This window comes from Comamonas denitrificans, assembly GCF_017368815.1.
Lineage (GTDB): Bacteria > Pseudomonadota > Gammaproteobacteria > Burkholderiales > Burkholderiaceae_C > Comamonas > Comamonas denitrificans.
On record NZ_JAFNME010000012.1, the window covers coordinates 34558 to 55125 of the forward strand.

Annotated in this window: 19 protein-coding genes; 15 read left to right on the forward strand and 4 right to left on the reverse strand. The window is 51.6% G+C overall.

Going from position 1 to position 20568, the window contains the following annotated elements:
- From J1777_RS07050 to J1777_RS07070, 5 genes are all read left to right on the forward strand, one after another.
- Positions 1 to 969: an ABC transporter permease gene (locus tag J1777_RS07050; RefSeq protein ID WP_207575107.1), complete on the forward strand. Its 969-nt coding sequence runs from the start codon at positions 1 to 3 to the stop codon at positions 967 to 969.
- Positions 970 to 974: 5 nt separating this feature from the next.
- A complete protein-coding gene (locus J1777_RS07055) occupies positions 975 to 1811 on the forward strand; it encodes an ABC transporter permease (protein ID WP_242700434.1) in 837 nt (278 codons plus the stop codon).
- Positions 1805 to 2848, forward strand: coding sequence for an ABC transporter ATP-binding protein (locus J1777_RS07060; protein WP_207575109.1), 1044 nt, complete (start codon positions 1805 to 1807; stop codon positions 2846 to 2848). Before J1777_RS07055 ends, J1777_RS07060 begins: the two co-directional genes overlap by 7 nt.
- Positions 2849 to 2868: 20 nt before the next feature.
- Positions 2869 to 3717: an ABC transporter ATP-binding protein gene (locus J1777_RS07065; protein WP_207575110.1), complete on the forward strand. Its 849-nt coding sequence runs from the start codon at positions 2869 to 2871 to the stop codon at positions 3715 to 3717.
- Positions 3718 to 3810: 93 nt separating this feature from the next.
- Positions 3811 to 5304 carry an ABC transporter substrate-binding protein gene (locus tag J1777_RS07070; protein WP_207575111.1) on the forward strand — a complete coding sequence of 498 codons (1494 nt, stop codon included), beginning with the start codon at positions 3811 to 3813 and terminating at the stop codon, positions 5302 to 5304.
- 126 nt (positions 5305 to 5430) lie between these two features.
- On the opposite strand, the gene J1777_RS07075 is transcribed toward J1777_RS07070, so the two are convergent.
- From J1777_RS07075 to J1777_RS07090, 4 genes are all read right to left on the reverse strand, one after another.
- A complete protein-coding gene (locus J1777_RS07075) occupies positions 5431 to 6621 on the reverse strand; it encodes a flagellin N-terminal helical domain-containing protein (protein ID WP_207575112.1) in 1191 nt (396 codons plus the stop codon).
- Between the two features lie 177 nt (positions 6622 to 6798).
- Positions 6799 to 7980: a flagellin N-terminal helical domain-containing protein gene (locus J1777_RS07080; RefSeq protein WP_207575113.1), complete on the reverse strand. Its 1182-nt coding sequence runs from the start codon at positions 7978 to 7980 to the stop codon at positions 6799 to 6801.
- A gap of 332 nt (positions 7981 to 8312) precedes the next feature.
- Entirely contained in the window at positions 8313 to 9488 is a 1176-nt protein-coding gene (locus tag J1777_RS07085; protein ID WP_207575114.1) for a flagellin, read from the reverse strand.
- 177 nt (positions 9489 to 9665) lie between these two features.
- Positions 9666 to 10847 (reverse strand): flagellin N-terminal helical domain-containing protein, encoded by a 1182-nt coding sequence (locus J1777_RS07090; RefSeq protein ID WP_207575115.1) that lies wholly within the window; start codon positions 10845 to 10847, stop codon positions 9666 to 9668.
- A 25-nt stretch (positions 10848 to 10872) separates the two neighbouring features.
- Here J1777_RS07090 and J1777_RS07095 point away from each other — a divergent pair, with 25 nt between their 5' ends.
- The 10 genes from J1777_RS07095 (at position 10873) to J1777_RS07140 (ending at position 20568) form a co-directional block, all read left to right on the forward strand.
- Entirely contained in the window at positions 10873 to 11124 is a 252-nt protein-coding gene (locus J1777_RS07095; protein ID WP_207575116.1) for a hypothetical protein, read from the forward strand.
- 112 nt (positions 11125 to 11236) lie between these two features.
- Positions 11237 to 12481, forward strand: a complete 1245-nt coding sequence (locus J1777_RS07100; RefSeq protein ID WP_207575117.1) for a flagellin N-terminal helical domain-containing protein — start codon at positions 11237 to 11239, stop codon at positions 12479 to 12481.
- Positions 12482 to 12888: 407 nt separating this feature from the next.
- On the forward strand, positions 12889 to 14007 hold the full coding sequence (locus J1777_RS07105; protein WP_207575118.1) for a DegT/DnrJ/EryC1/StrS family aminotransferase: 1119 nt from the start codon (positions 12889 to 12891) through the stop codon (positions 14005 to 14007).
- A gap of 4 nt (positions 14008 to 14011) precedes the next feature.
- Positions 14012 to 14752 carry an SDR family NAD(P)-dependent oxidoreductase gene (locus J1777_RS07110; protein ID WP_207575119.1) on the forward strand — a complete coding sequence of 247 codons (741 nt, stop codon included), beginning with the start codon at positions 14012 to 14014 and terminating at the stop codon, positions 14750 to 14752.
- On the forward strand, positions 14739 to 15698 hold the full coding sequence (locus J1777_RS07115) for an SMP-30/gluconolactonase/LRE family protein (protein ID WP_207575120.1): 960 nt from the start codon (positions 14739 to 14741) through the stop codon (positions 15696 to 15698). Before J1777_RS07110 ends, J1777_RS07115 begins: the two co-directional genes overlap by 14 nt.
- Positions 15661 to 16881 (forward strand): glycosyltransferase family 2 protein, encoded by a 1221-nt coding sequence (locus J1777_RS07120; RefSeq protein ID WP_207575121.1) that lies wholly within the window; start codon positions 15661 to 15663, stop codon positions 16879 to 16881. The genes J1777_RS07115 and J1777_RS07120 overlap by 38 nt, the downstream gene beginning before the upstream one ends.
- 3 nt (positions 16882 to 16884) lie before the next feature.
- Positions 16885 to 18138 (forward strand): ATP-grasp domain-containing protein, encoded by a 1254-nt coding sequence (locus J1777_RS07125; RefSeq protein ID WP_207575122.1) that lies wholly within the window; start codon positions 16885 to 16887, stop codon positions 18136 to 18138.
- Positions 18128 to 18889 (forward strand): SDR family NAD(P)-dependent oxidoreductase, encoded by a 762-nt coding sequence (locus J1777_RS07130; protein WP_207575123.1) that lies wholly within the window; start codon positions 18128 to 18130, stop codon positions 18887 to 18889. The genes J1777_RS07125 and J1777_RS07130 overlap by 11 nt, the downstream gene beginning before the upstream one ends.
- A gap of 4 nt (positions 18890 to 18893) precedes the next feature.
- The gene (locus J1777_RS07135) at positions 18894 to 19652 is read left to right on the forward strand and encodes an SDR family oxidoreductase (RefSeq protein WP_207575124.1); all 759 of its coding nucleotides are present in this window, start codon (positions 18894 to 18896) and stop codon (positions 19650 to 19652) included.
- 7 nt (positions 19653 to 19659) lie between these two features.
- Positions 19660 to 20568 (forward strand): NAD-dependent epimerase/dehydratase family protein, encoded by a 909-nt coding sequence (locus J1777_RS07140; RefSeq protein WP_207575125.1) that lies wholly within the window; start codon positions 19660 to 19662, stop codon positions 20566 to 20568.

The window sequence follows — 20568 nt, forward strand, 5'->3', positions numbered from 1 at the left end:
ATGGCTTATTTCCTGTGGCAAAAGCTATTGTCTTTGCTGCTGACCCTGTTGGCTGCGGCGGCCCTGATCTTTGCCGTGCTGCACCTGCTGCCGGGCAATGCCGCCCAGGTGCTGCTCGGGCCGGATGCCGACCCGCAGGCCGTGGCCGCCCTGGCCACCCAGCTGGGCCTGGACACCCCCGCCTGGCCGCGCTTTACCGGCTGGCTGCGCGGCCTGCTGCACGGTGATTTGGGGCAAAGCTACGCCTATGGCGAGCCCGTGGCCGATTTGCTGCTGCAGCGCCTGCAGCTGACCGTGCCGCTGGCCCTGCTGGCCCTGGGCGTAAGCGCCCTGCTGGCCCTGCCCATGGGGCTGTACGCCGCCGCCTACCAGGGCCGCTGGCCGGACAAGCTGCTCATGGGCAGCACCCAGCTGGGCCTGGCCATTCCCAGCTTTTGGCTGGCCATGCTGCTGATTGTGGTGTTCGCCGTGCGCCTGCAGTGGGTCAGCGCCGGGGGTTTTCCGGGCTGGACGCAGGATTCTGGCGGCGGCCTGCTGCCCGCCCTGCAGGCACTGATCCTGCCCACGCTGGCGCTGGCGGGGGTGCAAACGGCCATTTTGGCGCGGCTGACGCGCTCGGCGGTGCTGGAGCATGTGGGCGCAGACTTTGTGCGCACCGCCCGCGCCAAGGGGCTGGGCCGCCACCAAATCCTTTGGGGCCATGTGCTGCGCAATGCCATGGGGCCGATTTTGACCCTGCTGGGGCTGCAGTTTGCCAACCTGCTGGCCGGGGCCATCGTGGTGGAAAACGTGTTTTACCTGCCCGGCCTGGGCCGCTTGCTGTTTCAGGCCATTGCCAACCGCGACCTGCTGGTGGTGCAAAACGGCGTGCTCCTGCTGGTGGCGATGGTCATCGTGGTGAATTTTTGGGTTGATGTGCTGCACGCCTGGCTCGATCCGCGTGTGCGCCTGTCCGGAACGGGGCGATGAGTGCCATGAACGCAACACGGCCGCCGCGCCCGCTTGCCCTGCTCCTGGGCGGGCTGCTCACCACCGCCCTAGTGCTGGCCGCCGCCCTGTCGTGGCTGTGGACACCCCACGCCTTTGAGGCCATGAACCTGGCCCAGCGCTTTGCCCCGCCCAGCGCCCAGCACTGGCTGGGCACCGATGCCTATGGCCGCGATATTGCCAGCCAATTGCTGGTCGGTGCCCGCAGCACCTTGGCCGTGGGCCTGGTGGCCGTGGGCCTGGGGCTGCTGCTGGGCACGGGCCTGGGCCTGCTGGCCGCCGCCCGGCGCGGTTGGGTTGAGCAACTGACCCTGCGCCTGGCCGATTTCAGCCTGGCCTTTCCGGCGCTGCTCACGGCCATTTTGCTCAGTGCCGTGCGCGGGCCGGGCCTGGGCAATGCGGTGCTGGCGATTGCGCTGCTCAACATCCCCATCTTTGCCCGCCTGGCGCGGGCCAGCGCCGCCAGCGTGTGGGCGCAAAACTATGTGCTTGCGGCCCGCGCCTGCGGCAAAAGCCGGTGGCGCATTACCTGGGAGCACATCCTGCCCCACTGCGCCGGGGTGCTGATGGCCCAAGCCAGCAGCCAGTTTGCCCTGGCCATCTTGGCCGAGGCGGCACTGTCCTACCTGGGCCTGGGGGTGCAGGCGCCAACACCCTCGTGGGGACGCATGTTGAGCGAGGCGCAAAGCCTGCTCTACCAGGCCCCGCAATTGGCCCTGTACCCCGGCCTGGCGATTGCCTTGGCCGTGCTGGGCTTTCAGCTTGTGGGCGAGGGCCTGCGCCAGCTGCTGGCCCCGCCAACGCAAGGACGCTCGCCATGGTGATTTTGGATGTTGCCCGCCTGAACCTGCTGCTGCCCACCCCCGACGGGCGGCGGCTGCACGCCCTGCGCGAGATCAGCTTCAAACTGCAGCGCGGCAGTTGCCTGGGCGTGGTGGGCGAATCGGGCTGCGGCAAAAGCCTGCTGGCCCTGAGCTTGCTGGGCCTGCAGCCTGAGGGCAGCCAAGTCAGCGGCAGCATCCGCCTGCACACGCACGAAGTGCTGGGCCAAAGCGAAGCGGCCTGGCAAAAACTGCGCGGCAACCGCATTGCCATGGTGTTTCAAGACCCGGGCAGTGCGCTCAACCCCGTTCACCCCATTGGCCGCCAGGTGGCCGAGCCCCTGCGCCTGCACCAGGGCCTGGGCCGCGCGGCCGCCTGGGCGCAGGCCGCCGATTTACTGGCCCAAGTGGGCATCCCCCGCAACCGCCTTGCCGACTACCCGCACCAGTTCTCCGGCGGGCAGCGCCAGCGCATCACCATTGCCATGGCCCTGGCCTGCGGGCCCGATATTTTGCTGGCCGACGAGCCCACCACCGCCCTGGACACCACGGTGCAACAGCACATTCTCGATTTGCTGCACCGCCTGATGCAAGAGCGCGACATGGCCCTGCTGCTCATCAGCCACGACCTGGGCGTGGTGGCGCAAAACGCCGACGACCTGCTCGTCATGTACGGCGGCCAGGTGGTGGAAAGCGGCCCCACCGCGGCCCTGTTCAGCCACATGGCCCACCCCTACACCCGCGCCCTGCTGGCCGCCCGACCCCGTTTAGGGGCTCCACGCCAGCCCAGCGGCCAGCCCTACCCGCTTTTAACCATTGCCGGCCAGGTGCCCAGCCTGGCCGACTTGGGCCACGGCTGCCCCTTTGCCAACCGCTGCAGCTTTGCCCAGGCCGAGTGCCAGGCGCAAACCCCGCCGCGCATCGCCATTCCCAGCTTCTTTCCACACCAAGCCCCGCACACCAGCCTGGGAGCCCACCATGCTTGGTGCTTGCGCCCCGAGGCCCTGCGCGGCGGCAACACCCAGCACTGGCAAGATTAACGACGAGGGATTGCACCGCCATGGACCTTCACGACCTGCCCCCGCCGCTGCTGCAAGTGCGCCAACTGTGCAAAAGCTACCCCGCCCCCCGGCGCCACTGGCTGGCCCTGCCCGCGCAGCAAAGGGTGCTCAACAACGTCGATTTTGAGCTGCACGCCGGGCGCTGCCTGGGGCTGGTGGGTGCCTCGGGCAGCGGCAAATCCACCCTGGCGCGGCTGATTTTGGTGCTGGAATCGCCCACCAGCGGCCAAGTGCTCCTCGATGGCCAAGACCTGCACCGCCTGCCCGCCGCCGCTTTGCGCCCGCTGCGCCAGCACATGGCCATGGTGTTTCAAGACCCGGCCACCGCCCTCAACCCGCGCCGCAGTGTGGGCTGGAGCATTGCCGAGCCGCTGACCGCCCACGGCAATCTTGCGCCCGCAGACATCGCCCAGCGCGTGGCCCAGGCGCTGGAGCATGTGGGCCTGCACCCGCACGATGCGCAGCGCTATCCCCACAGTTTTTCTGGCGGCCAGCGCCAGCGCATTGCCATTGCGCGGGCCATCATCACGCGCCCGCGCCTGCTGGTGCTGGATGAGCCGGTCAGCGCCCTGGACGTTTCGGTGCAGGCCCAGGTACTCAATGTGCTGCTACAGCTGCAGCAAGAGCTGGGCCTGGCCTATTTGCTCATTAGCCACGACCTGGCGGTGATTAGCCACCTGTGCCACCACATGCTGGTGCTGCACGCGGGCGAAGTGGTAGAAAGCGGTAGCCCCCAGCAACTGCAGCGGGCTGCGCACGACCCCATCACGCAAGCCCTGTTGCGCAGCGTGCCCACCATCACGCCCGGCGCCGCCCGCCAGCGCTATGCTGCGCACCACAATCAATAGCTGGCACCGCTGATCAATCAATGGTTTCAAAAGAAAAACCTCTTTTAAACATTGACTACAAAGCGCTACCAGCTTCTTTTTTAGGAGATTTTCATGTTCCATCGCCGCACCCTTTTGGCCAGCGCCCTGGCCAGCAGCCTGCCCTGGCCCGCCTGGGCCCAAAGCAGCACAGGCAGCGCCGGCAAAAACAGCCTCACCCTGGGCATGGCGCTGGAGCCGCCCCTGCTGGACCCCACCGTCAGCGCGGCAGCGGCGATTGGCGAAATCGTCCACTACAACCTGTTTGAAACCCTCACCAAAATCACCCCCGAAGGCACGGTACTGCCCCTGCTGGCCCAGCGCTGGGAAGTGGCCCCCGATTTAAAAACCTTCACCTTCCACCTGCGCCAGGATGCGCAATTTCATAACGGCCAGCCGCTCACCGCCGACAGCGTGCAGTTCAGCTTTGCCCGCGCCGCCAGCAGCACCAGCACCAACAAGGACAAAGCCCTGTTCGCGCAGCTCAAGGTCACCGCCAAAGACCGCTTCACCGTGGTGATCGAAAGCGCCCACAGCAACCCCGACCTGCTCTTTCTGCTGGGGCAGGCCACTGCCATCATCGTCGAGCCCCAAAGCGCTGCCACCAACGCCACCGCCCCCGTCGGCACCGGCCCCTACCGCGTGCAGCAATGGCAAAAAGGCAGCCGCCTGACCCTGCTGGCCTGGCCCCAATGGCGCGAAGCCGGGCGCATCGCCCTGCAGCGCGTCACCTTCCGCTTTATCCCCGATGCCGCCGCCCAGGCCACCGCCTTGCTGGCCGGCGATGTGGATGCCTTCCCGCGCATCGGCGTGCGCAGCGTGGCGCAATTCCAAAGCGACCCGCGCTTTCAGGTGCTCATCAGCGGCTCGCGGGCCAAAACTATTCTGAGCATCAACAACACCCGCCCGCCCTTGAACGATGTGCGCGTGCGCCGCGCCCTGGCTGCGGCCATCGACCGCCAGGCCGTCATCACCGGCGCGGCCGAAGGCTTTGGCGTGCCCATTGGCAGCCACTACACCCCCAACGCCCCGGGCTACATCGACACCACCGGCATCAACCCCTTCAACCCCGAGCGAGCGCGCCAGCTGTTGCAAGAGGCCGGTGTGACCTTGCCGCTGAAGCTGCACATGACGCTGCCGCCCACCCCCTACGCCCGCCAGGGCGGAGAAGTCATCGCTGCCCAACTGGCGCAGGTGGGCGTGCAAGTGCAGCTCATCAACGTGGAATGGGCACAGTGGCTAAGCCAAACCTACGGTGCCAAACAGTACGACCTGACCCTGATCAGCCACGTCGAACCGCTGGATTTAGGCAACTACGCCAAGCCCGATTACTACTGGGGCTACCAATCGAGCCGCTTCAACGCGCTGTACGCACGCATCCAGGCCAGCGCCAACCCCGAAGAGCGCCTGCAGCTCCTGGCCGATGCCCAGCGCCTGCTGGCCGAAGATTGTGTGAACGTCTTTTTGTACCAACCGCAATGGATCACCATCGCCAAAACCGGCCTGCGCGGCCTGTGGCGCGACATGCCGATTGCCGTCAATGACCTCAGCAGCTTGGGCTGGGCATAAAAAGCGCCCCAAAAAAAAGCAGCCCAGGTTGCCCAAGGCTGCTATCAAAAAGCAAAACTATCACACCCCACCTGCCTGGCAAAGCATCCAAAGGCGCTTTGCCAAGCCGGTGGGCATCACCACCGCTTAACGCAGCAGGCTCAAGACCTGCTGGGGCAGTTGGTTGGCCTGGGCCACCATGGCAGTGCCCGCTTGCTGCAGGATCTGCGTGCGGCTCAAGTTGGCGGTTTCTTGCGCAAAGTCGGCATCCACCACGCGGCCCCGGGCAGCGGTCAGGTTCTCGTTTTGAATGTCGATGTTTTCCACCGTTTTCTCAAAACGCGTCTGGATGGCACCCAGCTCGCCCCGGGCGGTATTGACTTTGTCGATGGCTTTGTCGATTTGCTGCAAAGCTTCCCACGCGCCAGCTTGGGTACCAATATCGACGGCTGCAATACCGGTAACTTTCTTTTCAGCACCCGTGCCAGAAATGAGCGCATTGAAGTCCGTCTGCGCAGACCCCACTGCCACCGAGGCTGCTGTTTCACCGTCTTTCACCGATGCACGGTATTCAATCGACTTGCCATCAGTGGACAAGAAAGCCACCACGCCAGTATCCGAGGTTTTGCTGTTGATGGCCTGCAAAGCACGGCCCAAAGCCTCGTCACCTGTGACGCTATCGCCTTTGGCAACCGTTGCCGTTACCGAGACACCATTGGCCCCGGTAATCGTGATCGTCGCCGCAGCACTCGTCAGCGCAGCCCCAGCAGCATTCTTTTGCGTATCGGTAATAGACGCGTGGCTGACAGCGGCATAAGTGGTTTTGCCCAGCTGATCCACCTTGGTATTGGCCAGCGCCCCCACCGTGATGTTGTCGCCCGAGTTGGCGCCCACCTGGAACACCGCCCCGGTGAAGCTGCCGTCCAGCAGCTTGGCACCGTTGAAGCTGGTGGTTTTGGCCACACGGTCCACTTCATCGCGCAGTTGCTTCAACTCCGCTTGCAGCGCTTCGCGGTCGGTTTTGCTGTTGGTGGCGTTGCCCGATTGCACGGCCAGTTCGCGCATGCGCTGCAGCATGTCGCCCACTTTGCCCAAAGCGCCTTCGGCCGTTTGTGCCAGCGAGATGCCGTCGTTGGCATTGCGCGAGGCAACCGCCAGGCCTTTGACCTGGGTGTTCATGCGCTCGGCAATGGCCAGGCCAGCAGCATCGTCTTTGGCGCTGTTCACACGCAGGCCCGAAGACAGGCGCTGCATGGAGGTGGCCAAGGAGTTGCCTGACAAGCCCAGATTGCGCTGGGCGTTGATGGACACCGAGTTGGTGTTGATAGACATACCCATGTTGATTCCCCTTCTTGATGGATCTACCGTTGGTTGATATGCCTGCACCCAAGCTTTGAAATATGTTTTTCAAATGCTTGGGCCAGGCGTTTTTATCGAAAGGGGTGGGAGAAAAAGCACGGGGCTTTTTTCTCACCCCTTGTCAGATTGCTTCTTGCCGGTTGCGCAGCCCTCCCGTTATTGCAGCAGCTGCAGCACTTGCTGCGGCAATTGGTTGGCTTGGGCGACCATGGCGGTGCCCGCTTGTTGCAAGATTTGGGTGCGGCTCAAGTTGGCCGTTTCTTGTGCAAAGTCCGCATCGGTGATCCGACCGCGAGCCGCTGAGATGTTTTCTTGCTGGATGTCGATGTTCTCGATGGACTTTTCAAATCGGGTCTGGATAGCGCCCAGCTCGGCACGGGCAGAGCTGACTTTGTCCAGGGCGCTGTCAATGCGCTGCAGCGACTCCCAGGCGGCGGCTTGGGTTTTGATGTCCATTTTGTGGATGCCTGCCTGGTCGGCTGCGGCCAAGTTTGTAGTAGCTCCGGCAATGGCCAAGGTACCCTGTCCATTCGTCGTAATCGTTGCCACAGCGGTAGAGCCTGCGGCATCGGCGCTGCTGCGGTATTCAATGTCGTAGCCGGTCGCTGTTTTGTTCAAAAACGCCACCACCCCGGTATCGGCGGTTTTGGAGTTGATGCTTTGCACCATGCTACCCAGCAACTCTTCGCCGGTACGGTCAGCATCTGCATCAATGGTGATCGTGGCCGAGCCAGCAGCGCCTTGCACCGTAATAGAAACCGCTGTGGTGGTGTTTTGCACGTTGGCAGTGGCGATGGCTACTTTAGAAGCGCCATACATGGAGCTGCCCAGCTTATCCACCTTGGTATTGGCCAGCGCCCCCACCGTGATGTTGTCGCCCGAGTTGGCACCCACCTGGAATACGCCACCAGTGAAGCTGCCGTCCAGCACTTTTTTGCCGTTAAAACTGGTGGTTTTGGCCACGCGGTCCACCTCATCGCGCAGTTGCACCAGCTCGGCATTGAGCGCTTCGCGGTCACTGGTGCTGTTGGTGGCGTTACCCGCTTGCACGGCCAACTCACGCATGCGCTGCAGCATGTCGCCAACTTTGCCCAAAGCGCCTTCTGCGGTTTGGGCCAAAGAAATCCCATCATTGGCATTGCGCGAGGCCACTGCCAAACCACGCACCTGGGTGCTCATGCGCTCGGCAATGGCCAAGCCAGCGGCATCGTCTTTGGCGCTATTGACGCGCAAACCCGAGGACAGGCGCTGCATCGACGTAGCCAGCGAGCCGCCGGACAAGGCCAGGTTGCGCTGGGCGTTGATCGAGACGACGTTGGTGTTGATTGACATGGCCATGGTGCGATTCCTTTAAACAGTCGGTGTGTTGCTTGAACAAGTTTTGCTTGTCGCTACAGGCTGCCTGGCCTCTGTGGGCGGTTGTGGCATAGGGTGCCTGCGGCGTACAAATGGGTTATCGGGCGCTGTTAAGAAAGCTTTAGCAACTTTTAATAAAAAAGCCTAAAAATCATTGAACAGCAAGCGCTAATAGCTACTAAAAAATTTTTAAAAGCCAAAAAAAAGCAGCCCAGGTTGCCCAAGGCTGCTATCAAAAAGCAAAACTATCACACCCCACCTGCCTGGCAAAGCATCCAAAGGCGCTTTGCCAAGCCGGTGGGCATCACCACCGCTTAACGCAGCAGGCTCAAGACCTGCTGGGGCAGTTGGTTGGCCTGGGCCACCATGGCAGTGCCTGCTTGCTGCAGGATCTGCGTGCGGCTCAAGTTGGCGGTTTCTTGCGCAAAGTCGGCATCCACCACGCGGCCCCGGGCAGCAGTCAGGTTCTCGTTTTGAATGTCGATGTTTTCCACCGTTTTCTCAAAACGCGTCTGGATGGCACCCAGCTCGCCCCGGGCGGTATTGACTTTGTTGATGGCACTGTCGATTTTCTGCAGCGCATCCCACGCACCTTTTTGGGTACCAATATCCACATCGTGAATACCCACAGTGTTCTTTTGGGTAGCACCAGCAATGGTTCCCAGCGATGCAGAGGTGCCGCCACTCAAAGCAACATTAATCGCCGAGTAGGTACCACCATCTTTGATGGTGCCACGGAACTGAATCGCGCCATCTTCCAAGAAGGCAGTCACTCCAGTATCGGCAGTTTTCGAGTTGATCGCCTGGAGCACTTTGCCCAATGCTTCTTTATCGGTTGCATCGCTCGAATTGGCAATGGTTGCCGTTGCCGTCGCACCATCGGCCCCGGTAATGGTCACGGTGATCGGTGTGGTGCCCGCCATCATGCCGCCTGTGATCGACGGAGCGGTAATCCCAGCCTCCGCATAGTTGGCCTTGCCCAGCTGATTCACCTTGGTATTGGCCAGCGCCCCCACCGTGATGTTGTCGCCCGAGTTGGCGCCCACCTGGAACACCGCCCCCGTGAAGCTGCCGTCCAGCAGCTTGGCACCGTTGAAGCTGGTGGTTTTGGCCACACGGTCCACTTCATCGCGCAGTTGCTTCAATTCCGCTTGCAGCGCTTCGCGGTCGGTTTTGCTGTTGGTGGCGTTGCCCGATTGCACGGCCAGCTCGCGCATGCGCTGCAGCATGTCGCCCACTTTGCCCAAAGCGCCTTCGGCCGTTTGTGCCAGCGAGATACCGTCGTTGGCATTGCGCGAGGCCACCGCCAGGCCTTTGACCTGGGTGTTCATGCGCTCGGCAATGGCCAGGCCAGCAGCATCGTCTTTGGCGCTGTTCACACGCAGGCCCGAAGACAGGCGCTGCATGGAGGTGGCCAAGGAGTTGCCTGACAAGCCCAGATTGCGCTGGGCGTTGATGGACACCGAGTTGGTGTTGATAGACATACCCATGTTGATTCCCCTTCTTGATGGATCTACCGTTGGTTGATATGCCTGCACCCAAGCTTTGAAATATGTTTTTCAAATGCTTGGGCCAGGCGTTTTTATCGAAAGGGGTGGGAGAAAAAGCACGGGGCTTTTTTCTCACCCCTTGTCAGATTGCTTCTTGCCGGTTGCGCAGCCCTCCCGTTATTGCAGCAGCTGCAGCACTTGCTGCGGCAATTGGTTGGCTTGGGCGACCATGGCGGTGCCCGCTTGTTGCAAGATTTGGGTGCGGCTCAAGTTGGCCGTTTCTTGGGCAAAGTCCGCATCGGTGATCCGACCGCGAGCCGCTGAGATGTTTTCTTGCTGGATGTCGATGTTCTCGATGGACTTTTCAAATCGGGTCTGGATAGCGCCCAGCTCGGCACGGGCAGAGCTGACTTTGTCCAGGGCGCTGTCAATGCGCTGCAGCGACTCCCAGGCGGCGGCTTGGGTTTTGATGTCCATTTTGTGGATGCCTGCCTGGTCGGCTGCGGCCAAGTTTGTAGTAGCTCCGGCAATGGCCAAGGTACCCTGTCCATTCGTCGTAATCGTTGCCACAGCGGTAGAGCCTGCGGCATCGGCGCTGCTGCGGTATTCAATGTCGTAGCCGGTCGCTGTTTTGTTCAAAAACGCCACCACCCCGGTATCGGCGGTTTTGGAGTTGATGCTTTGCACCATGCTGCCCAGCAACTCTTCGCCGGTACGGTCAGCATCTGCATCAATGGTGATCGTGGCCGAGCCAGCAGCGCCTTGCACCGTAATAGAAACCGCTGTGGTGGTGTTTTGCACGTTGGCAGTGGCGATGGCTACTTTAGAAGCGCCATACATGGAGCTGCCCAGCTTATCCACCTTGGTATTGGCCAGCGCCCCCACCGTGATGTTGTCGCCCGAGTTGGCACCCACCTGGAATACGCCACCAGTGAAGCTGCCGTCCAGCACTTTTTTGCCGTTAAAACTGGTGGTTTTGGCCACGCGGTCCACCTCATCGCGCAGTTGCACCAGCTCGGCATTGAGCGCTTCGCGGTCACTCTTGCTGTTGGTGGCGTTGCCCGCTTGCACGGCCAGCTCACGCATGCGCTGCAGCATGTCGCCAACTTTGCTCAAAGCGCCTTCTGCGGTTTGGGCTAAAGAAATCCCATCATTGGCATTGCGCGAGGCCACTGCCAAACCACGCACCTGGGTGCTCATGCGCTCGGCAATGGCCAAGCCAGCGGCATCGTCCTTGGCGCTATTGACGCGCAAACCCGAGGACAGGCGCTGCATCGACGTAGCCAGCGAGCCGCCGGACAAGGCCAGGTTGCGCTGGGCGTTGATCGAGACGACGTTGGTGTTGATTGACATGGCCATGGTGCGATTCCTTTAAACAGTCGGTGTGTTGCTTGAACAAGTTTTGCTTGTCGCTGCAGGCTGCCTGGCCTCTGTGGGCGGTTGTGGCATGGGGTGCCTGCTGCGTACAGATGAGTTATCGGGCGCTGTTCAGAAAGCTTTAGCAGTTTTTAATAAAAACGGCCTAAAACCATTGATCAGTAAGCGCAGACAGCTCTTGTTTTTAAAAACAAAAACAGCACAAACACCGAAGAAAGCCGCAAAACCCGGTGCTTATTCCCCTACTTCCCCAGGGTGAAAAGGGAAGAATCCTTCCCATCGCTCGCGTTGCCTGCCGCTTTTGAACGCCTAGGTTTTCTCAGCGATGCGAAGCAACTGCACTTTTTTGCCTAACTGAAGGAATCACAGCAATGGCCGCCACTATCAATACGAACATCGCCTCGATCAACGCGCAGCGCAACCTGACGTTTTCGGGACAGTCTCTGAACACCACCATGCAGCGCCTGTCTTCGGGTTTGCGCGTCAATAGCGCCAAAGACGATGCCGCTGGCCTGGCCATCTCTGAGCGCATGAACACCCAGGTAAAAGGCCTGACGGTGGCCTCGCGCAATGCCAGCGATGGCATCTCACTGGCGCAAACCACCGAAGGCGCTTTGGGCAAAATTGGCGACATGCTGCAGCGCATGCGCGAGCTGGCCGTGCAAGCGGGCAACGCCACCAACAGCAAGGGCGACCGCGAAGCTCTGCAGCTGGAAGTCAAACAGCTGGCCGACGAGGTGGACCGCGTGGCCAAACAGACCAACTTCAACGGCCAAAAAGTGCTGGACGGTAGTTTTGCCGGGGCAGTATTTCAGGTGGGGGCCAACTCGGGGGACAACATCACGCTGGGCGCACTGGTGGATACGCGTGCAGAAAAAATCTCGTCGATCTCTTACGCCTCCTCCGCACAAACAAATATCGACACCGCAGGCACGGCCAGCATCGCCAGCTATATGGATGCTATTTCAGCAGGCAGCTTGACGGTTACCTTGACACCCGGTGGCACCACCGACCTGCCCGCCCTCCCCCCTGCCAGCAGCCCGCAAGAGCGTCTGGGCCAGGTCATTGAAGCCATCAACAACAAAAGCGCTGACACCGGCGTGGTGGCCTACCTGACCAAACAAGAAGGTTCAGAGATGTACACCGTTGAAATCATGTCTGGCAAAACCGACCCCAATGGCGATCCGGTGCAGGTTACTTTTGCGGGCTTTAGCGCCAGTGCCACGGGCATTTTGAATGCCACCGGCACCATTGGCGGCTCGACGGCAGGACCGACTACTGGTGCAGCAATTGACGCACGCGGTATCAACGACATTGATGTGGGCACCCAAGCAGGGGCGTGGATTGGCCTGAAGAAAATCGATAGCGCCATCGACCAAGTCAATAGCGCCCGCGCCACGCTGGGGGCCATTCAAACCCGGTTTGAGACGGCCGTAAACAACATCGACATCCAGGTGGAAAACCTGGCTGCCGCACGGGGGCGCATCATTGATGCCGACTTTGCCGTTGAAACCGCCAACCTCAGCCGCACGCAGATCCTGCAACAGGCGGGCACCGCCATGGTGGCCCAGGCCAACCAAATTCCGCAAAACGTGCTGCAGCTGCTGCAAGGCTAAGAACGTGTTCACAATCTCCTCGCGGGTGTGCGGTCGCGGCCTCGGGCGGTCTGCGGCGTTGCAAATCCTCGCCATAGCTACGGCTATGTCTGTGGTTTGCGCCTTGCAGCCCATCCCGATCCGCATCCCGCACCCCTTCGCGCGCAGATCGTGAACACGTTCTAAGCCGATCGCTTTAAAAAAATTAGCTGCTACCGCTTGGTATTGCTTTATTTCAGGTAGTTTTTTATCTGAAATTAAAGCTAATAAAGCGCTAGCAGCTATTTTTTATGGTGTACACCCCCGCATGCACCCTCAAAACTGGCCTTTTCTCTGGCCTTCTCTGCCCTTTAGCGCAAGCAGATGCTGCTACTCTTTATGCACATCCCCATCCCCCTGAAAAACCACCACAAGGGACTGACCGCGCCATGGCAGCAGAAAAAATCTACGTTACCCAGCCCTACCTGCCCCCCTTGGAGGAGTTCATCCCCTACCTGGAGCAAATCTGGGCCAATAAAGTACTGACCAACGGCGGCCCCTTTCACCAGCAACTCGAACAAGCACTGTGCCGCTATCTGGGGGTGCCGCACATCAGCCTGTTTAGCAACGGCACCCTGGCCCTTATTACGGCCCTGCAAGCGCTGCGCATTAAGGGGGAAGTGATTACCACCCCCTACTCTTTTGTCGCCACGGCCCACGCCCTGCTGTGGCAAAACTGCACACCCGTGTTTGTCGATATCGAGCCGCACACCCTCAACCTGGACCCCGCCAAAATCGAAGCGGCGATCACCCCGCAAACCACCGCCATCCTGCCCGTGCACTGCTACGGCAACCCCTGCGACACCGCAGCGATTCAAAAAATTGCCGACAACTACAACCTGCGCGTCATCTACGACGCGGCCCATGCCTTTGGCGTGCAAGATGCCGGAGGCAGCATCTTGCGCCACGGCGACCTATCGGTACTGAGCTTTCACGCCACCAAGGTCTTCAACACCTTTGAAGGCGGCGCCATCATCTGCCACGATGCCAAAACCAAACAGCGCATTGATCACCTGAAAAACTTTGGCTTTGTGGACGAGGTCACCGTAGTCGCCCCAGGCATCAACGCCAAAATGAGTGAAATCAACGCCGCTTTTGGCCTGCTGCAACTGGAACACATGCCACATGTCATGCAGCGCCGGGCCGAAATTGATGCCTATTACCGCGAGCAACTGGCCCATGTGCCAGGAATTACCTGCTTACCCCAAGGCCACCAGACTGTGGCCAATCATTCATACTTTCCGATTCTTGTTGGGCCTGAATACCCTTTAAGCCGAGATGCTTTGTATGAAAAGCTCAAAGAGCATGGTATTTATGCACGGCGGTATTTTTATCCGTTGATTACTGATTTTCCGATGTATAAAAATCTTTCATCAGCAAACAAAAGCAACATTTTAAATTCAAAAGAATTTTCGGAGCAAGTCTTATGCGCACCAATCTTTCCAGAACTTTCTTTAAAAAATCAAATAAAAATTATTGACATTATTAAATCTTCAGAAATAAGGTGAAGCAATGCATAAACATGCAATTATTACTGGAACAAGTGGTGCTATCGGACAAGCGCTCGCTGAAAAATTTAAAAGATCTGGATATAAAATATGCGCTATTGATATCAAAGAAATACAAGACCAGAATGTAGATTTTTTCATAAAAACAGATTTGAATCAATTTGTTCTGAATAAAAATATACAAGAAATTACTTTTAAAAAAATAGAAACCTGGCTAGAAAAAAATCATATTGACATATTAATTAACAACGCTGCTTATCAGTATGTATCGACTTCACACCCCATTGATGAAACAGAATTCATGACATCTTATAACATTAATGTGATTGCACCTTATATTCTAATATCACATTTAAAAAATAAGATGACCAAAAATACCGGGAATATTATAAACATTGGCAGCATACACACAAAACTCACCAAACCCGGCTTTGTAGCTTATGCAACGACCAAAGCAGCATTGGCTGCATTAACCAGAGGCTTGGCACTTGACTACGAAGATACGGTAAGAATTAACTGTATAGAACCAGCATCTGTAGAAACGCCTATGCTGCACGATGGGTTTAAAAATGCCCCAGAAAGCATGAGACTATTAGAAAGCTATCATCCCCAAAAAAGAATAGCAACCCCAAATGAAATTGCAGAACTTGCTTTTTTTATTTCTTCAGAAAAAATTAGATTTTTGCACGGCGCATGTATAGACATCAGCGGAGGAATATCCAGCAGACTTCATGACCCACTCTGAACAAAACTCAAAAAATATGAATGATACTGTATGCACACCATATATAAATAAGGTATTTACGCTGGGTGAAGGGCTAGTATGGGATGCTAACGATCAATCCATATTAATGACAGATATATTAAAAAAATTATTTGTAAAAATAAATCCTAAAACCAGAACTTATGAATCTTGGTCTTTCCAAGAACCTATAGGCTGGGTATTTCCAACAAAAACAAAAAATATATACTTAGTCGGCCTACAGAGTGGAATTGCTTTATTTAATACTCATTACCCAAAGAATTTAAATTGGATTGACAAAAGTTTTCCAGAGAAAAAATACTGCCGCTTAAATGATGCCTGCATAGACTCACACGCCAGAATTTGGTATGGGAGCATGAACAATGTGGATAACTCTGCCAAAGATGGTGAGGTTGCAAGTTACTCTACGGGAGAGGGCCTAAAAATACATGACAGAGGCTTCTCCGTTGTGAACGGCCCATTGATTTCTCCTGATGAAAAATTTATGTACATCAATGACACCTTGGAAGGTATTATTTATCGCTATGATTTCTCTGTAAATCATGGAACAATTAAAAATAAACAAATTTTTTCAAAATTTAGCCCAACCCACGGTTTTCCTGATGGCATGTGTTTTGACAAAGAAAATAATTTATGGGTAGCTATGTGGGGAAGCGGATGTATCATGAGGATTCATCCGAATGGGAATATTTTAAAAAAAATTCATTTACCAGCACCAAATATTACTAATATATGTTTTTTCGGGAAAGATAATAAAAATCTATTAGTCAGCTCCGCTAGTATAGGAATAAAGAAAGATGAAATTAATAAATATCCATTCGCTGGCTACTTATTTGAAATAAAAAATCATGATACACAAGGAATACCAACACACACTGCAAGCATCAATAATGACACCTTTGATATCTATTGTAGTCCCAATATATAACTTAGCGCCATATTTATTTCAATGTATTCATAGCATTACAAACCAAACTTATAAAAATCTTGAAATCATTTTAGTAGATGATGGATCTACTGATAACGCTTTAGAGATTTGTGAATTCTTCAGAAAATCCGACTCCAGAATAAAAATAATTACACAAAAAAATAGTGGTCTTGTATCCGCAAGAAAATCCGGTGTACGCATGGCATCTGGAGATTATATTTTTTATATTGATGGTGATGATTGGATAGATACTGACTGCATAGATCAATATCTTAAATATATTCAAGAATATGATGTAGACTTAGTTATAGGAAACTATAAAAGAGAGTTGCTAGGAAAATTTAAAACAATAAAAAATCATATTACTCCAGGTAAATACACTCAAGCAGAGATAGAAAAATACCTGATACAAAAAATCATCTGGGATGAGCAAATAACAAACCATGGCATTAAAACCTATTCATGGGGAAAATTATTTAAATCCAATTTAGTTAAGAAGTTTCAAGAAACTATACCTAATGAAATCATGGTTGGCGAAGATGCCGCACTTTTATACCCCATAATTTTTAATTCAAAATCCATATATATAACAAATATTAATGCATACAATTACAGGCAAAGATCAAACTCTATATTAAAGTCCATCAACTTTAATACAGATAATGAAATAAAAAAAATAGCTATAGCATTTCAGTATTTAGCATCAGCACTTCCAGAAGATACAAAAAAACAACTTCAAAAGTATTTTCAATCGATCTGCATCATAAGAGCAGGCGGATTTATTGGAAATAATGATATTTATAAAAATCTTCTTATTTTTGGATCAATTAAAGAAAAATCAATTATATCCATCTACAATTCTGGATCATTTGGTCAGCACACCTATAGGCAAATTCAAAATAATACAGACTATAAAATTAAAGACTGGTTTGATATTGATCATCATGAAAACAATTTGACAAAAATGTCCATAAAACCTCCAGAATTCATTAACACGTGTGATTTTGATTACCTGCTAATACCATCTTTCAATCAAGAAACAATAAATGAGTTTTTAAGTATTACAAAAAAATACAACCTAGATTTAGAAAAGATTCGTTTTGCGACACTAGGAGTAAAAAATACAAATGATTTTATTAATTTACTTGGATTTAATTCTGAAAACTTCTCTCCACTAAAATAAGTCATGAAAAAACAAAAGATTATTATTCTTGGAGGAAATCCAGAAACAGGTGCTATTGTTGACGTTGCCAACAAGATGGGACTACACACTATTGTTATAGATCCTTATCCAAATGCTCCTGCAAAAAAAAATGCGCACAGCACTTATAATATTGACGTAAGAGAGACGGACAAGATAAATAAAATTATTAAAAATGAACAAGTGGGAGGTGTTTTAGTTGGAGTGGCCGATCCACTAGTTCCATATTATGAAAAAATATGCCGAGAGAATAATTTCCCCTGCTACGCAACTAAAGAAATTATTAACTATTTTTCTTCGAAATCCAATTTCGCAGGAATTTGCAGCAAAAATAATATAAATGTTATACCAAGCTATAGTACAGATAGCGATCTAAATAAATTAGCTTATCCTGTCGTTATCAAACCCGTGGATAGTGGTGCAGGTGTTGGTATTTCTATTTGCAATACACCTATAGAAGCAGAAATTGGTATAAAAAAAGCCTTAGAAGTCTCGATAAAAAAAGAATATCTTATTGAAAAATACATGGAATGTGATGATATGTTTGCCTATTACACATTCATCAATGGGGAAGTTTACTTATCAGCTCTTGCCGATAGATATAAAACAAAAAAACAAGGAACATCTAGCTCTGTCTGCATTGCAGCAGAATACCCCAGTAAGTATAAAGAAATATTCATTGAAAAAATACACCCAAAACTTGTTTTAATGTTTAAAAAACTTGGTGTACATAATGGAGTCTTACTGATTCAATTCTTTGTTGATCAAGAGAATTTTTATGCTTACGATCCTGGATTTAGGATACAAGGCGAAGCGCCACATATTTATTTAAAACACTTTAATAATTTTGATCATAGAGAAATGTTGATCAATTTTGCCATGACAGGATCTATGTATAGTGGCAACTTCAGTGAAAAGAATAATTGCTTATTTTCTGGGGAACATGCTGCGACTTTATGGGTTTTATTAAAAGCAGGAACGATTGGAAAAATATCTGGCATAGCTGAAATAAAATCACACCCCAATGTCATCAACTTTATTCAACGCTTTAATTCAAATGACATTATTGAAAATAATATGCTAGGAACAGAGCGCCAAGTTTTTTGCAGAATTTATACTACTGCCAAAGAAAAATCAGAAGTACAAAAAACAATAAACTTTATCAAAGATAATTTAATTATTGAAGACAATAAAAAACAAGATATGATTTTAGATTTTTGGAATGGTCATGAAAAATAATATATTTACTTATGCTCATAGAACAGCAATTGTTACTGGAGGGTCAAAAAATATTGGTTTATCTATCACAGAAAAATTTCTAGCAGCAGGAATGCAAGTTGCTATCATCAGCTCAGAAAAATCCAATCTTGATTCTGCAAAAGAATACTTAAACCAAAGCAACTCTAACGTTTCATTTTGGCAAAGCAATATAACTCATACTGCATCCTTGGAAAAATTAATAGCCAATATAAATCAGCACCATGGATCTATTGACATATTAGTAAACAATGCGGCTCTATTAGAAATAACCAGTGTAGAGCAAACAACTGAGGAAGACTGGGATAGTGTTTTAGATGTTAATTTAAGAGGTGCGTTTTTTATGACGCAAAAGTGCCTTCCTTATCTAAAAAAGGGTACGGCACCTCGAGTTATCAATATCTCATCAAATGCAGGAAGAATGGGCGGCTATGCCAATGGATTAGCGTATACCGCATCAAAGGGTGGCATAATCTCATTAACCTATGGATTAGCCAGAAAACTTGCTCCCTATGGGATTACAGTAAATTGTGTAGCACCAGGAACTATAGACTCAGAGATGAATAGAATGCGCGATATAGAAACACAAAAAGAACTAATTAAAAAATTCCCATTGGGTCGTATTGGTACTCCAGAGGAAGTTGCATCTGCAGTTTGTTATTTTGCCAGTCAAGAATCTAGCTTCACTACAGGTGCGGTTTTAGATGTGAACGGTGGCATGTTTATGGGATAAAGCTATGAATTTATTTGATCTAAGTGGAAAAAGTGCACTCGTCGTAGGTGGCGCTGGAGATATAGGCTTTGCTATCGCAGAAGGTCTTGCAGAAGCAGGTGCTACTGTAATAGTCTTAGACATAGACCCTAGAGTACATGAGCTGGCAACATCTATGAAAGATAAAAAATTATCAGCTCACGCATTAGAAGCAAACGTACAAAATAGAGATGAAATAAAAAAATCCATCACTGCTGCAGAAAATATTTTTCAAGGCAGCATTAATATTTTGGTTAATTCTGCTGGGATACAGCGAAGAAATTCAAGTGAATTTTTTCTAGAAAAAGATTGGGATGATGTTTTGGAAATTAATCTTACCGCTACTTTTTTGTATTCTCAGCAAGTGGCACAGAAAATGCTACAAAATTCATATGGCAAGATCATTAATATTTCATCCATTATGGGGAATTTTGGTGGTATTACAATACCTGCATACGCAGCCTCAAAGGGTGGCGTAACCCAGCTCACCAAAGCCTTATCTAATGATTGGGCTAAAAAAGGTATTTGTGTGAATGCTATTGCACCTGGTTATATTAATACGCGTTTGAATACAAAGCTAATTTCAGATCCAAATAGAAGTGCAGAAGTTTTACTCAGAACGCCCTTAAATCGTTGGGGAACACCTCAAGACCTCAAAGGCGCTGCAATTTTTCTCGCATCCAAAGCAAGTGATTTCATTACAGGAACCGTCATCAACGTAGATGGTGGATACTCAGCAAGATAGAAGATATATGAACGTCTTAGTCTTAGGTGGATACGGATTTATAGGCAGCCACATCATAGATATATTAAGTAAAAACTTAATAAAAACCTTTGTTTACGACAAAAATTCAAAAGAAGATAAAAATAATACTTTTTATATCAATGGTGATTTTTCAGATTTATTATATATAGAAGATACTATAGTAAAGAATAATATAACTCATATTATTCATCTCATATCCACAACACTACCAAAAAATTCAAATGAAGATATACCCTTTGATATAACAAGCAATGTTGTACAAAGCATAAAAATAATGGATTTATGCGTTAAATATGAAATTAAAAAATTTATATTTATGTCTTCTGGAGGGACAGTATACGGAATACCACAATACCTTCCTATGAATGAAGAGCACCCAACCAATCCACTCTGCTCTTATGGAATTACAAAGCTGTCAATAGAAAAATATTTGCAAATTTATCATCGACTACATGGACTAAACTACTCAATTATCAGAGCTGCTAATCCTTATGGTCCTCGACAAAATTATTTATCCGGACAAGGTATTATTGCCAATTTTGTTCACAAAATAGAACAACAACAAGCTTTAGAAATTTGGGGAGATGGTGAAATTATTCGTGATTATTTTGATGTTAGAGATCTAGCAAGTCTAACTTTTTCTGTCTTAACTACAGATAAAACTGGAATATTCAATGCAGGTAGCGGCACTGGCTTATCAATCAATGAAATTGTGAAGGTAATATCATCTACCACAAATACAAAACCAAAAATTATTTATAAAGAAAAAAGAAACTTTGATATACCAAGTGTAATATTAGACATAAGTTTAACAAGAGAAATATTTAATTGGCATCCAGAAATAAATATACAGAAAGGAATTGAAAATTATTTACAGTGGTACAGAAAAAACTAA

Coding starts and splice junctions, on each gene's coding strand:
- J1777_RS07050 (WP_207575107.1), top strand. CDS start 1: ATGGCTTATTTCCTGTGGCAAAAGCTATTGTCTTTGCTGCTGACCCTG.
- J1777_RS07055 (WP_242700434.1), top strand. CDS start 975: ATGAACGCAACACGGCCGCCGCGCCCGCTTGCCCTGCTCCTGGGCGGG.
- J1777_RS07060 (WP_207575109.1), top strand. CDS start 1,805: ATGGTGATTTTGGATGTTGCCCGCCTGAACCTGCTGCTGCCCACCCCC.
- J1777_RS07065 (WP_207575110.1), top strand. CDS start 2,869: ATGGACCTTCACGACCTGCCCCCGCCGCTGCTGCAAGTGCGCCAACTG.
- J1777_RS07070 (WP_207575111.1), top strand. CDS start 3,811: ATGTTCCATCGCCGCACCCTTTTGGCCAGCGCCCTGGCCAGCAGCCTG.
- J1777_RS07075 (WP_207575112.1), bottom strand. CDS start 6,621: ATGGGTATGTCTATCAACACCAACTCGGTGTCCATCAACGCCCAGCGC.
- J1777_RS07080 (WP_207575113.1), bottom strand. CDS start 7,980: ATGGCCATGTCAATCAACACCAACGTCGTCTCGATCAACGCCCAGCGC.
- J1777_RS07085 (WP_207575114.1), bottom strand. CDS start 9,488: ATGGGTATGTCTATCAACACCAACTCGGTGTCCATCAACGCCCAGCGC.
- J1777_RS07090 (WP_207575115.1), bottom strand. CDS start 10,847: ATGGCCATGTCAATCAACACCAACGTCGTCTCGATCAACGCCCAGCGC.
- J1777_RS07100 (WP_207575117.1), top strand. CDS start 11,237: ATGGCCGCCACTATCAATACGAACATCGCCTCGATCAACGCGCAGCGC.
- J1777_RS07105 (WP_207575118.1), top strand. CDS start 12,889: ATGGCAGCAGAAAAAATCTACGTTACCCAGCCCTACCTGCCCCCCTTG.
- J1777_RS07110 (WP_207575119.1), top strand. CDS start 14,012: ATGCATAAACATGCAATTATTACTGGAACAAGTGGTGCTATCGGACAA.
- J1777_RS07115 (WP_207575120.1), top strand. CDS start 14,739: ATGACCCACTCTGAACAAAACTCAAAAAATATGAATGATACTGTATGC.
- J1777_RS07120 (WP_207575121.1), top strand. CDS start 15,661: ATGACACCTTTGATATCTATTGTAGTCCCAATATATAACTTAGCGCCA.
- J1777_RS07125 (WP_207575122.1), top strand. CDS start 16,885: ATGAAAAAACAAAAGATTATTATTCTTGGAGGAAATCCAGAAACAGGT.
- J1777_RS07130 (WP_207575123.1), top strand. CDS start 18,128: ATGAAAAATAATATATTTACTTATGCTCATAGAACAGCAATTGTTACT.
- J1777_RS07135 (WP_207575124.1), top strand. CDS start 18,894: ATGAATTTATTTGATCTAAGTGGAAAAAGTGCACTCGTCGTAGGTGGC.
- J1777_RS07140 (WP_207575125.1), top strand. CDS start 19,660: ATGAACGTCTTAGTCTTAGGTGGATACGGATTTATAGGCAGCCACATC.